Annotated in this window: 9 protein-coding genes and 1 pseudogene; 8 read left to right on the top strand and 2 right to left on the bottom strand. The window is 40.7% G+C overall.

Features of this window, described 5'->3' with window-relative positions; all coding sequences use genetic code 11:
* Together QZ548_RS03630 and QZ548_RS03625 are read left to right on the top strand one after the other, a co-directional pair.
* Positions 1-1,185: pseudogene (locus tag QZ548_RS03630) on the top strand (carbon monoxide dehydrogenase); the annotation flags it as partial.
* Between the two features lie 634 nt (positions 1,186-1,819).
* Complete coding sequence (locus QZ548_RS03625) at positions 1,820-2,182, top strand: hypothetical protein (protein ID WP_005387626.1); 363 nt, start codon at positions 1,820-1,822, stop codon at positions 2,180-2,182.
* Between the two features lie 117 nt (positions 2,183-2,299).
* On the opposite strand, the gene bioB is transcribed toward QZ548_RS03625, so the two are convergent.
* Positions 2,300-3,328, bottom strand: a complete 1,029-nt coding sequence (gene bioB / locus QZ548_RS03620; protein WP_227720516.1) for a biotin synthase BioB — start codon at positions 3,326-3,328, stop codon at positions 2,300-2,302.
* A 329-nt stretch (positions 3,329-3,657) separates the two neighbouring features.
* Here bioB and QZ548_RS03615 point away from each other — a divergent pair, with 329 nt between their 5' ends.
* The 6 genes from QZ548_RS03615 to hemQ all read left to right on the top strand — a co-directional run bounded on the left by QZ548_RS03615 (position 3,658) and on the right by hemQ (position 12,405).
* Positions 3,658-4,929, top strand: coding sequence for an exonuclease SbcCD subunit D (locus QZ548_RS03615; protein WP_295868384.1), 1,272 nt, complete (start codon positions 3,658-3,660; stop codon positions 4,927-4,929).
* On the top strand, positions 4,919-7,801 hold the full coding sequence (locus QZ548_RS03610; RefSeq protein WP_295868380.1) for an AAA family ATPase: 2,883 nt from the start codon (positions 4,919-4,921) through the stop codon (positions 7,799-7,801). Before QZ548_RS03615 ends, QZ548_RS03610 begins: the two co-directional genes overlap by 11 nt.
* A 163-nt stretch (positions 7,802-7,964) precedes the next feature.
* Positions 7,965-9,008 carry a uroporphyrinogen decarboxylase gene (gene hemE / locus QZ548_RS03605; RefSeq protein ID WP_129823598.1) on the top strand — a complete coding sequence of 348 codons (1,044 nt, stop codon included), beginning with the start codon at positions 7,965-7,967 and terminating at the stop codon, positions 9,006-9,008.
* Positions 9,009-9,012: 4 nt separating this feature from the next.
* Complete coding sequence (gene hemH, locus QZ548_RS03600) at positions 9,013-9,912, top strand: ferrochelatase (RefSeq protein ID WP_295868378.1); 900 nt, start codon at positions 9,013-9,015, stop codon at positions 9,910-9,912.
* The gene (gene hemG / locus QZ548_RS03595; protein ID WP_295868375.1) at positions 9,909-11,531 is read left to right on the top strand and encodes a protoporphyrinogen oxidase; all 1,623 of its coding nucleotides are present in this window, start codon (positions 9,909-9,911) and stop codon (positions 11,529-11,531) included. The genes hemH and hemG overlap by 4 nt, the downstream gene beginning before the upstream one ends.
* 142 nt (positions 11,532-11,673) lie before the next feature.
* Positions 11,674-12,405: a hydrogen peroxide-dependent heme synthase gene (gene hemQ / locus QZ548_RS03590; protein ID WP_295782117.1), complete on the top strand. Its 732-nt coding sequence runs from the start codon at positions 11,674-11,676 to the stop codon at positions 12,403-12,405.
* Positions 12,406-12,710: 305 nt separating this feature from the next.
* On the opposite strand, the gene QZ548_RS03585 is transcribed toward hemQ, so the two are convergent.
* A partial coding sequence (locus tag QZ548_RS03585) for an MFS transporter (protein ID WP_295868372.1) occupies positions 12,711-13,607 on the bottom strand: 897 nt, incomplete at its 5' end.

Below are 13,607 nucleotides of genomic sequence, written 5' to 3'. Positions count from 1 at the left end.
GGTGGTCGTCGTACATCCAAAGTTAACATCGGTGCCTTGAAAAAAGGTTATGTTAACATCGCTGTTCATGGTCACTTGCCAACATTAGTATCCCAAATTTGTAAAATTGGTGCTTCTGAAGAGTACTTAGAAAAAGCAAAAGCTATCGGTGCTAAAGGTATCCAATTCTACGGTATCTGCTGCTCTGGTTTGTCCAGCATGTACCGCTACGAAAACGTTATTCCATTGTGTAATGCTATCGGTGCGGAACTTGTACTTGGTACAGGCGCGCTCGATTGCTGGGTAGCTGACGTTCAAGACGTTTACCCTGCTATCATGGACGTAGCACGTTGCTTCAACACAAAAGTTATCACTACATCTGATGCAGCTCGTTTACCAGGTGCAGAACACATTGGTTACGACCACCATCATACTAACTTGTCTGAAACAAAAGCATTGGCTCGCAAAATCTTGGATCGCGCTCTTGAAGCTCATGAATTGCGCAAAGGTATGCCTGTATTCATTCCGCCATACGAAATCACTGCTGAAGTTGGTTTCTCTCCAGAATCCACTGTTAAACATTATGGTTCCTTCAAACCATTAGCAGAGGCTTTAAAATCTGGTAAAGTTCGTGGTATCGTAAACGTAGTAGGTTGTTCCAACCCTCGCGTTATCTACGAAAAAGCAACAGTAGATATCGTTGATACACTTATTAAAAACGGTTGTATCATCTTAACAAATGGTTGTGCGTCCTTCCCATTAATGAAACTTGGTTACTGTAATACAGATGCTATTAAGAAATGTAGCCCTGCATTGCAAGAGTTCTTGGGCGATGATCAACCGCCAGTATGGCATGTTGGCGAATGTGTAGATAATGCACGTTCCTCTGGTATTTTCGCTGGTATTGCAGGTGAATTAGGCCTTAACTTGCCACAAATGCCATTTGCAATGTCTAGCCCTGAATGGTCTAACGAAAAAGGTATCGATGCATCCCTTGGCTTCCGCTTGATGGGTATCAACTCTTACCACTGCGTTGAGCCACCTACACAAGGTTCTGATGCTGTTACAAAATGGCTTAAAGAAGACACTAAAGATATCTTAGGTTCTGTTATGTATGTAAATACAGATCCTGCTAAAGTAGCTGAAAAAATCTTAGCAGATATCGATGCTAAACGTGCTGCTTTAGGCTGGGCTGAAGTAAAATAAACTACAGTCGAATTAAATAGTACATTTTGTACATAATAATACCCTCAAAGGCTTAATTGCTAATGTAGCTAAGTCTTTGAGGGTTTTCTTTTTGTCGATTTAAAACTGGTGGTTTCTATTGTATTTGAAAGCTGATTTATACTAGTAATATTAATATTCTATGGATTATGAAATGGGACATAGTAAATAAAATTAGAAACTATATGCAGGTATTGAATATAGGAATATTTTGACAACGAAAAAAGGACTCCGACTGGAGTCCTTTTTTCATGTAAGGGGAGTGTTAGTATTAATATCAAATGAACCATGTATTTAAACAAGTAGTAGGTTTGGGGTTAGTAATACTTGTCGGGAGATAAATACACGTATGGTAACCAGGGAATTGTTACCTCTATTTATCATTTGACATTGTCATTATAAGAACAAAAAATGAGTTGAAAATGAAATTTTTTAAGAAATTTCTTTTAATTTCTTGAAATTCTAAAAAAGATAATAATTAAGTTTAATTATTGTTGATAAATATGGGACAATTTTGGTATTATATATAAAGGAGAAGTTGTATATTTTATAAAGGTTTAATGGCTATTAAAGTTTTATAAAGTATACAGCTCTTAGGCATGAGAGGAGCAGTCATATGAGGAAAATATTAACCATATTGTCCCTTTTGTGGCTACTCAGTATAGGGGGGACCGCTAACGCAACGGACTGGTATTATGTTGGACCAGATGCGTCAGGAAACCAATTATTTATTGACAATGACAGTGTTCAAAAAAGTGATTATGATGCGCTTTTGTGGCTGCGGGTCAATGAACTGGGTGGCGACGAATTGCGATATAAAGTGTATATAAGTAGATATAATCGTACCATGGAAACGTTAAAGGTAGATGCGTACATGGCAGACGGTACACCTTATGAAAATGTAGAGTATAATGAAAACCCAGAACCTATTGAAGGCAATACAAATGGTCAAGCCATTTATAATTTATTGTGGCAATAAAAGAACCATCTAGCACAGCAAACTAGATGGTTCTTTTTTATATGTGTAAAAAATTTATAAATCTTAGGAATATTTTTTATATACAACATCCTCAAAAGAGAATGGTATATACAGAATTTAAACTTGGGCAGAGTTGCGACTTAATTCCAAGTCTTGAATCATTTGGAGATCGTCTTGTGGAGAACGACCGCCAGTTGTTAAGTAGCCACCAACCATGATACCGTTAAGGCCACCTTTTAAAGCATAGGCTTGTAAGTCACGAAGATTTACTTCACGACCGCCAGCTGTACGAATCAATGCATTTGGCAAGATGAAACGGAATACAGCGAAGGTACGTAAAATATCTAATGGACGTAATGCTTTATTGCTTTCAAATGGCGTACCTTTAACAGGATTCAAAATGTTAAGTGGTACAGAGTCAATATGTAAGCGTTTAAGCTCAAATGCCATTTCTACGCGTTGTTCTAATGTCTCGTTGAGACCAAGGATGCCGCCAGAGCAAACGCGAATGCCTGCTTTTTGAGCGTTGTCGATGGTAGACATTTTATCTTCGTAGGAATGGGTTGTACAAATATCTGGGAAGTGACTAGGTGCTGTTTCGATATTGGAGTGGTATCGAGTTACACCTACTTCTTTCAATTTGAGAGCTTGTTCATAAGTTAACAAACCAAGAGAACAGCAAATTTCGAGGCCTACTTCATCTTTAATGCGGCCTAATACGCGAATGATTTGATCGAATTCGTTTGGGTTATTAGTATTACGACCACTTGTTACGATGGAGAAGCGAATAGCGCCTGCCTCTTTAGCTTTGCGAGCCGCATCGAGGATGCTTTCATCATCCATGAACGGATATACTTGAACGCCTGTTTCGTGATGTGCAGATTGAGCACAGAATTTACAGTTTTCAGGACATTTGCCAGATCGTGCATTTACAATGGCGCATACATCTACGGAGTTGTCATTGAAATGTTGACGAATTTTATCTGCCATAGCGAGCAGAATCATCGTATCATCATCAGATGTATGAATTAACTCAATTGCTTCTTCTTTTGTAATTTCACCACCATGCATAATACGATTTGCTATGGTAAGGATTTTTTCGTATGTTCCCACCTGGGATGGTTGTTGATCTGTAGGCAAAGCCATAATAGCCTCCTAATTGTTAACTTAATAAAAATATAAAATATTGACAATTTGATTGTAAACGTTAGTGCATAAATTGTCAACTTAATGTATTTTTGAGTTAACAAAAATATTTATGTAGTTTTTAGAGTGCTTTTAATACAGAGGAATTATATGACTTACAACTAATTTTAGAGGCTTTATTTTACTATCTATATTAAGGTGTTAAATCTATGTTAAGGTTTTAATTGATAGTTATTTTTAAGTAATCTTTAGGGTTTTGTAGTATAATAGAGTATTGTAATTACTATATATAACTATAATAAAAGTACTAATACAAGGAGTGGATATAGATGCAGCCATTTCGATTTATACACTGTGGTGACCTGCATTTAGGGGCACCCTTCCAATATGCTACAGGTATTAGCCGCGCCGTTGATCGCGCCGTGAGTGAAGCTACCTATGTAGCCTTTGATACAATTATTGACACTGCTATTGATGAGCATGTTCATGCTGTTGTCATAGCTGGTGATATTTATAATAGCGAAGACCATAATCTAGAGGCTCAAGTGCGCTTTGTGCGCGCCATGTATCGCTTGGCAGAGCATCGCATTGCAGTTTATATGGTGCAAGGTAATCATGACCCTGCTGAAAGCTGGAAGGCTCAATTACAGATGCCTGACAATGTGCATGTATTCTCTAGCGAACAAGTACAACGTTTTCCATTGATTGTTAACAATATTGAAATTGGTGGCGTTTATGGTATTAGTTGTGGTCATGGTAATGAAAGCGACAATTATGCGCGTCAATATCGTGCCTTTGAACGTGATGAGTTTTCTCTTGCAGTTATGCATGGTACAGTCGGCTCTAGTGCGGGCTCTGAAAACCATAATGTAACTGGTCCATGTAGTTTAACAGACCTAGCAGAAGCAGCCATGGACTATTGGGCGTTAGGACATATTCATAAATCCCAAGTTCTTAGCGAGGAACCTCTCGTTGTCTATGCTGGAAATCCGCAAGGTTTACACCGTAAAGAAATAGGCCCTAAGGGGTGCTATCTTGTTTCTGTATCCCATAATGGTCATCGTGAACCTCGATTTATTGAAACCAGTGCTATCCGTTTTGAAGAAATCAAAATTGATATTGCAGGCATGAAAACTGAAGCAGAATTCTTAGAAATTTTACGCCATAAAAAAGAAAATTTGCGTAAACAACATAAGAAGAATATCTTGCTTTCTATTGTTCTTGTGGGAACAGGACCATTGCATCGTTTGTGTACCCAAGAAGGGGTGCGTAAATTATGGTTGCAAGAGTCTCAAAGCGAAGAGAAGAGTAAATCTATATTCGTTATGCCCTATCGCATTATTTCCACTACACGGCCTAGCATTAATTTAGCTGAGCGTAGATTGTTATCTGATGTGGTAGGTGATTATTTGCGCGCCTATGACGATATGGTTGATGGCAATGCGGTACAGACAGCTCGCCAAATTTTAGCAGAACGTCCTGAGTTTAAACGCTTAGGTGTATATGCCGATTTATTGAGCGATGAATTATTGCTTCGCGCCTTGAAGCGCTGTGAAATTGAAGGTGTTACTGTATTGATGGGGGCTAACGATGAACATTAAACGAATACGATTTGATGAATTTGGCCCGTATCGCGACTGGTCTTTCACTACTGGTGAACATGGGGTTCAGCTCATGTATGGTCCTAATGAAAGTGGTAAAACATCTCTTCTTGAAGGGATGCGCACCCTTTTATTCGGCGGCACACATAAGGCCTATGGTCCTATGACCGGTGCCCTCGATGTGGATCGTAATGGTGAAAGCTACTATATCGGTCGTAAGGGTAAACAGTTAGACTTTTACAGTCCTGGACATCCTGCCATTCATGAAGAGCCTGCTCAACACTGGTGGCATGGTATCGATAAAAAGACATATAATCGCATTTTCGGACTCACTCTGGATGATCTACAAGGCCTTGATGTGTTGCAAGAGGTAGAGGTTCGGTCCCGCTTCTTCGGTGCTGAAGGGGGCGAACACTTAGGTTCTGTTGTAAAAGACGTTGAAAAAGGAGCTACCGATTTATTGGTAGCATCCTCCAATGGTAAACGCCGCATCAACGTGTTGATGGATGAGCTTAAGGAAAATCGCCAAAAGTTAAGCCATTTAGCTGAGCATGAAGCGCAATATGTAGAACTGCAAAAAGCCTTTCACAGTACGGAGCAGACTGAGGCAGAATTGCAAGGTCAGTTGCAAGAGTGGAAGGAATACCGCGATGGTATAGATGTGGTATTGCGCGCGTGGGATACGTATCGCCGTAGTGAAGAAGCGCGTATGCACATGCAGCAGTATAATAGCGAACTTGCTTTGAGCCGTGATGAGTTCCTTCGCATCGACGAGGAAATCAAACGCGCTAGAGACAATATGCAGCTATGGCAGGAAAAGGAAGCGGCCTTAATGCCGGCTAACTTTAGTCCTGATAGTCCATTTGGTACGTATGGTCAAGATATTGAAGACCTCATCCAACAAGGGGCTAAATGGGAACAATTGCGCCGTGAATGTGAAGAAGGGGATGCGTACATCTTCAAGGTGCGAGAGCAACTAGAATTCTCTCGATCCATGCATTCAGCATGGCGTGATGATGAGCCGATGGCTGATGATGTGAATTGGTTTGAAGGTGAGCGTTTAGCAAGTCGCTTGCGTACTGCTAAAGACCAATTATTGCATTGGCAAGATCGTAAACCTGCTGAGGCATCTGATGATTTGCCAGCAGCTAACCTAGACGGAGCATCCTTGCCAAATTACAGTGAAGAGGATTTGGCAAAAAAAGAACATCTTGAACGTGAACTAGAGCTTATCTTGATGGATATAGATCGAGTTACGGAAAAACGAGATAGCTATGGTCCAGATGCACAACCGAGTCATTTGCCAAAATGGTTACAACGCATTAGCGGCGTAGCAGCCGTTATTGGTGTACTACTTGTATTAGCGGGCCTCTTAGTATTAGAGTCTGTTTTATATACAATTGGCGGATTTATATTGTTAATCCTATCTATGGCATTGTTCTGGTATGCAACATGGCGACGTCATAATGGTAATTCTGATGTATCTAAACTGAACTATGAGTTACAAATTTTGTCCTCTCGTAAATCTGATGTAGAGCATCAGCTAGAGGCAATCGTTAAAGCTGCCACACCTGTAGCGAGCCCAATTCCATCCATAGAAGGGGCGGCACATCTTGATCGTTGGATTCAAGAAGGTCATACTTTACAAGCTATTTATGATGAAGCCCTTGCAGCTTGGCAGAATTGGTTACCTCAAGGGGCGGCGAAGAGTCTTAACGAAGATGATTTCTTTGGTCTCAAACAAGAGTATGATCAATATCATGAACAATTGCGCACCATTGAAGGCTATGAAAAGCGATTAGCTGAGCATAAAGAAGGATTGCGCGTTATCGAAGACCAAGCGATGACATTGTGGTATAACCTTGGTGTTGAAGCTCCAGTATCTCCTACAGAGTTAAAACGTATTTATAACCAATACAAAAACTTCCAACAAAATAAAATTGTATGGGAACAAAAGGAAGCACAACGTAAAAGCTTCCGCAATGAGTACGATAACTGGCATCGCAAAGAAAAAGAATTACTACTTCGTCAACAAGAGCTCTTACACAAGGCGGGTATGGAAAGCTCCAACGAGTATCGTCAACATCTTATTGATGAAGACCAATACAAGCAATGGCAAACCATTTACAAACAAAGTCAGGTTCAGTTAGATCTGTTAGCGCCTGATGCGGAGAATAGAGATTTATTCTATCGCCGCTTGCGTGAAGGCAATAAGGATAATTGGCTTGATGAATTGGCGCATTCTGAACGAGAAATAGCATCCATTGAAGATAAGTTGGCAGTCTTGTATGAGCGCCGTGGTCAAATTGTAGAGTCTATGCGTGCCCTCGGTTCTGACCAAGAGCAACAGCAAATGCTTCAAGAACGAGAAGCGTTACAAAATGAACTAGAATCTGCTCTCGAAGATTGGGCTACACAAGTGTTGATGAGCCACTGTATGGATAAGGCTCAACAATCTTACGAGCAAGAGAAACAGCCTCATATGTTAGAACTTGCATCCTCTTATATAGAACGGTTAACTGGTGGTGTTTATACCTTTGATGTTCTCGGTATCAACGAAGGTGTAGCATTGGTTAATGGCAATGGAGAGCGATTAGAACTTAAATTCTGGTCTAGCGGCTTGGCTGACCAAGTATACTTGGCATTGCGCCTTGCATTAGCTAAGGTATTCTCTTACCAAGTTGAATCCTTGCCAATCATATTAGACGATATCCTTGTACGCTTTGATGAAAATCGTCAACGTAGTGCATTAGAATTATTGGCTGAAATTGGAAAGAACCAACAAATCTGGTTATTCACATGCCAACGCTCTGTATTTGATATGGCTCAATCTATTACAGGCATTGATTGCCATAGATTAAGTCGCAATTAAACATTGATTGCTACTGATTAAGTCGTAACTAAATTAAACCCCTGTGAAGGTGTTTAGCTTTCACAGGGAATATTCATAGTGATGATATATGTGATGTAACTAAAGTAACTGTTTTAGTTATCATAGTGTGTTAGTATAAATTAGAAAGAAAGGGGTTGAGTACTTGAATACAGCATATTTAGATATGATCCAAGGGAAGAACCCTGGTGTAACACCTGTATGGTATATGCGCCAAGCTGGTCGTAGCCAAGCGGAGTACCGTAAAATTAAGGAAAAATATACGCTCTTTGAAATTACAAAAGAGCCTGAATTGTGTGCTCGTGTTACGGAACTGCCTGTAAAAGAATACGGCGTTGATGCGGCGATTCTTTACAAGGATATTATGAGTCCTATGGTGGGGATGAATGTAAAAGTAGAACTCAAGGCTGGTGTGGGCCCTGTGTTTAATACACCGATTCGCTCCATGGCTGATGTAGATAAATTAGATACCTTTGATCCTACAAAGGTAGATTATATTGGAAAAACTATTACACTGTTAACGTCTGGCATGCTCGACGTACCTCTCATTGGTTTCTGTGGCGCACCATTTACAATTGCGTCATATCTCATCGAAGGGGGACCAACAAAGAATTATAATAAGACTCGTGGCATGCTCATCGGTGCGCCTGATGTGTGGAATGCATTGATGACAAAGTTAGCGGATATGTCCATTGAGTACTTGTCCATGCAAGCCGAAGCAGGTGCGAATGCGCTACAAATCTTCGACTCTTGGGTAGGCGCTGTGAATGCGGACCAATATAAACAAGGAATTTATCCTCATATGGAACGGATTATTAAGACTGTAAAAGAACGATATCCTCATTTGCCTATGGCTATGAATGGTGTTGGTACCGATCATTTAGTATCTATTTGGTCTCACTTGCCATTGGATGTAATCGCTCTTGATTGGCGTAGCTCCATCGTTATGGCTAATGAGCGTGGTGTAACACAAACGGTACAAGGTAATCTTGATCCAGCGTATCTATTCGCTGATGAAAAAACATTAGCTCATGAAGTAGATCGTATTTTGCTTGACGGTGTTCGTTACGGTCGCCATATCTTTAATTTAGGTCATGGCGTATTCCCAGAAGCGGATCCTAAGAAGCTTCATTGGCTCACAGACTATGTACATGAACGTAGTCGTGAACTATGGGCTCAAGAGGGGTAGTCTAGTGAACATTGAGAAAAAAGGATTATTATTTTTATCCTATGGTAGTCCTTCAAGTAAGGATGATTTAGTGCCATATATGACGAGCATTCGTCATGGTCGTGTACCTACAGAAGCTGAGGTTGCTAATCTTACACGTCGCTATGATGCAATTGGACAATGGTCCAATGTAGAATTACAAACAATGGCAGAGCGTCAATATGAAACATTGATTACATTGTTACCATCTATGCCAACAGCTATTGGCTATCTTCATATGAAACCTTCGATTGCTGATGCGGTAGATGATTTAGTCCAACAAGGCGTAGAACACATCGTTGCTATCGTAACGGCTCCATTCTTTACATCTCTTGGTACAGGGGCCTATGAGAAGCAAGTACAAGCTGCCATTGGTAACCATCACGGTGTAACCTTTGATGTGATTCGCTCCTGGTGGGATCAACCATCATTTATGGAATATTGGGTAAAAGCAGTTTCGGATTGTATCAATGCTACTAACGATGTATTTGTAATTTTTAGTGCTCATAGTATACCTCTTATTAATAGCCACAATGGAGATTCTTATGCGTTAGCCTTAGAGGAAAGCGCCCGGGAAATTGCAGAACGTTGTGGTTTATCTAATTGGTCTGTGGCATGGCAGAGCGCGGCTCCACATGGTCAATGGTTAGGTCCTACCGTAGAAGAGGCTATCAATCAAGCTCTACGTAATGGTGCGATACATATCGCCTTTGTACCATTTGGCTTTGTCAGCAATCATATAGAGGTGTTGTACGATAATGATGTGGAGTGTAAAGAACTCGTTGATGCGGGCGGCGCTGTATATATGCGTGCATTGATGCCGAATTGTAATGAAACATTCTTACAAGCTATGGCGAGTGCAATATTAGAAAGGATTCATTCGTGAATGTAACAATTGTGGGCGGTGGCCTAACAGGATTGACAGCGGCTTATTATTTAGGTCATGCAAAGCCGGACTGGAACATTACTCTTTACGAACAAGCACCACGGTTTGGTGGGAAAATACAAACACAACGGGTTGATGATTTCGTAGTGGAATTAGGCCCCGACTCGTATTTAGGTCGTAAAACAGAAATGACGGACCTAATCTATGATCTTGGCTTAGGCGATACCCTTGTATCGAATGAAACAGGGCAAGCCTTTGTGTATGACAAGGGTTCAATCCATCCTATTCCAGGTGGCTCTATCATGGGGATTCCAACGGAAATGATGCCCTTTGTGAAAGCGACGCTCATTTCATGGCCTGGGAAATTACGGGCTGGATTAGATTACTTTAAAAAGCCATATCAACTTGATGAAAATGGTGATGTATCCATTGGTCATTTCTTTAAATACCATTTGGGACAAGAAATGATGGATAAGCTCATCGAACCACTATTAGCTGGTATCTATGGTGGCGATATTTATAAAATCAGCTTATTGTCTACGTTCCCTCATTTTATTCAAGTAGAACAAAAATATGGGAATATGGTAAAAGGTATGATGGCTGCTAAGATGGGCCACTCCAAAGCGGGGGTTACTAAAGCGGCTAAAGGTGCCGTCGCTGAAGGTGACGTACCGCGTGCAGGTAAAGGGACTATGACAGACCGTCAATTTGAAAGTCATGAAGCGAAGTCCAATAAGGCACAAGCCGATATGGCAAGCCGCAAGGGCACTGCTGCTCAATCTGGTATGTTCCGCCAATTAACAGGGGGCCTTGAAAGCGTTATTACGGCCATCGTTGAAGCCATGCCTAGCAATGTATCACTATATACCAGTGCATTAGTATCTGATATTCGCTACACCGATGGTCAATATGCATTAGACGTCGTAAAACAAAATGTAGATGGCTGTAATTGTACTGCTCAATCAGCAAGCTATGAAAATTCTGATGCAGAAACAAGCCATAACACTAGCGTTACTAGTGATGAAGTCACTGGTAATGCAGATCAAGTCATTATCTGTACACCGCCGGCAACGTATAACCAATGGTTCAAAGATGATGCTGGTTTTGATTTCTTGCGTTCCATGGAACAGTCTAGTTGCGCTATTGCCATCATGGCCTTTGATAAAAGTACCTTCGATGGTGAATTAAAAGGCTCTGGCCTGTTGATTACACGCAACACAGATACACCGCTCACGGCATGTACAATCCTTAATCAAAAGTGGCCACAAACAACGCCTGACGATAAGATTGTATTGCGCGTCTTTATCGGTAAACCTGGCAATGATGTAGTAGAACATCTCAATGATGAGGAACTTTCAGAATTAGCAGTGAAAGAAATTCAACGCATTATGAGTTTCTCTACGCAACCTGAATGGGTTCGTATCAATCGTCTCATCCACTGCATGCCGCAATATAATGTGGGCCATCGGGCAGGTATTACAGCTGTGCGTAAACATGTAGCCGAGAATTATCCAAACTTACACCTTATTGGCACTCCATTTGATGGAATTGGTATTCCTGACGGTGTGAAACAGGCGAAAGAACTCATACAGTCTATTGTAGGCAGTAATGAAAACTAATATTAAGTAGTGAGAACTAATATTAATAAATAATTATAAGAAAAGACTCCATATGCTATAATAGTATATGGAGTCTTTTCGATTCCTATTGCAATAAAACTATATCATTTTAATAGAATCACCATAGATAGGAGTGATCATAATGGGGAAAGCAATCCCTACAGTAGAAGGTTGGCATAGCCAACACATGGTATTTGCCATGGACTTTAGCGCATGGAACTGCTTTACAGCTGAAGAGAAAGCAGAAGCGCGCAATGAATTAAAAGCATTCTTAGCAGACCTTGAAGCTAAACATCAAGCTAAAGAAGGTAGCTATGCATTCTATGATTGCAATGGTGCAAAAGGGGATTTGATTCTATGGATTCTTGGTCCATCCCTTGAATACTTGGCGCAAGTAGAACGCAAGTTCCGCCGCCTTGCTATTGCAAGCGTACTAGTTCAAACATATTCCTATACATCTGTAACAGAAGTAAGTGCTTATGTTAAGGCTAAACTCGATACAGAAGAAGTTAACCAAAAACTGTACCCTCATGTACCTCGCGATAAATATATTTGCTTCTATAACATGAGCAAAAAACGTGAAGGTGATGACAACTGGTTCATGCTACCACCACAAGAACGCGGCATGTTGATGAAATCTCACGGCGAGCTTGGTAAAACATATTTAGACGTTCTATCTGAATTTACAACAGGTGGCTGTGGACTAGACGACTGGGAATGGGGTATTACCATCTTCAGTAACGACGACATCCAATTCAAAAAAATCGTATACGATATGCGCTTTGAAATCGCCAGTGCAAAATACGGCATCTTCAGCGACTTCTACGTTGGTACCATCATCGACGATGCACTATTAGAAGAAATCTTTGGATAATAAATAAAGGGACTGCCTAGCAGTCCTTTTTTTCCATTAATATGAAGGTTATAATTTTGAACAGAAAATTTGTTAACGTCTTGTACTGCGTAAAATATAATTCACTATGTTTGAGTAGCTTATCCATAACTATATTTTCATAAAAGAAAACTCCGCATCGATCCGACTTACAAGGTCAAGGCCCTAGGCCGCAGACCTGATAAGTATGGAGGAGAGATGCGGGGTTTCTTTTATCACTTAGTTAAGAAAAGTGAATTATATTTTGTTGTACCGTCCAGTGAACGTAAATTTTCTGTTCCAGAAAATTATACGTTCATGTTCGCGCTTTTACGTACATAGAACCAGTAGCATACTGCTACAGTTACGATGTTGAAGGCTAACAATACAGCGAAGGCTGGATAGATATTACCGAATGTGGAATATGTGAAGCCGAAGATTTTAGGTGTAATGAAAGCACCGTATGCAGCTACGGCAGCTACGAAGCCTGTAATTAAAGAGGAAAGTAATGGATTGCCGAATACGTGTGGAATCATACGGAATGTTGCACCAGTTGCGAAGCCACAGCATACAAATGTCAATACGGACATAGCGAAGAAGAATGGGAAGTTGTGCATATCTACGCCAAATGCAATCAATGCAGTTGTTGCACATAAACCGAGAAGACTCACAAAGGTAACTTTTGTACCGCTGTTGATTTTATCGGCTAACCAACCACCTACAGGACGAAGCGCACCTGCTACAAGTGGGCCTACGAATGCGATTGAAGCAAATGGAATTTCAGGGAATTCTTTACCTACTAATAGACCAAGTGCTGCTGCATAACCAGAGAAGGCACCGAAGGAACAAGTATATAACAATGTAAGTGCCCAAGTGTGTTTATTACCAAAGATTTGTACAAGGTTTTTAGGATTTGGTTTTTCTAATGGCAAGTTATCCATGAAACGTGTCATCAATGCAAGGATAACAACGAGAGGTACGATCCACATGAAAGCAGCGTTGGCAAGGTAAACTGCATTACCTTTGATGATAGCTGGTGTTACACCAAATACACTACCTAATGCAGCAGAACCCATAGCGAATGGAGCTAAGAAGTAGATTACGGAAATACCAAGGTTACCGACGCCACCGTTGATACCAAGAGCTGTACCTTTTTCGGATTTAGGGAAGAAGTTGCCAATGTACGCCATGGAGGACGAGAAGTT

Source organism: uncultured Veillonella sp., assembly GCF_915069625.1.
Classification (GTDB): domain Bacteria; phylum Bacillota; class Negativicutes; order Veillonellales; family Veillonellaceae; genus Veillonella.
The sequence above is the reverse complement of the archived record's forward strand: the minus strand, read 5'-3'. Positions and strand labels throughout refer to the sequence as shown.

Bases quoted from the DNA above. Each gene is read 5' to 3' on its own strand.
- hemQ (WP_295782117.1), top strand. From the start codon at position 11,674: ATGGGGAAAGCAATCCCTACAGTAGAAGGTTGGCATAGCCAACACATG.
- bioB (WP_227720516.1), bottom strand. From the start codon at position 3,328: ATGGCTTTGCCTACAGATCAACAACCATCCCAGGTGGGAACATACGAA.
- QZ548_RS03610 (WP_295868380.1), top strand. From the start codon at position 4,919: ATGAACATTAAACGAATACGATTTGATGAATTTGGCCCGTATCGCGAC.
- QZ548_RS03615 (WP_295868384.1), top strand. From the start codon at position 3,658: ATGCAGCCATTTCGATTTATACACTGTGGTGACCTGCATTTAGGGGCA.
- QZ548_RS03625 (WP_005387626.1), top strand. From the start codon at position 1,820: ATGAGGAAAATATTAACCATATTGTCCCTTTTGTGGCTACTCAGTATA.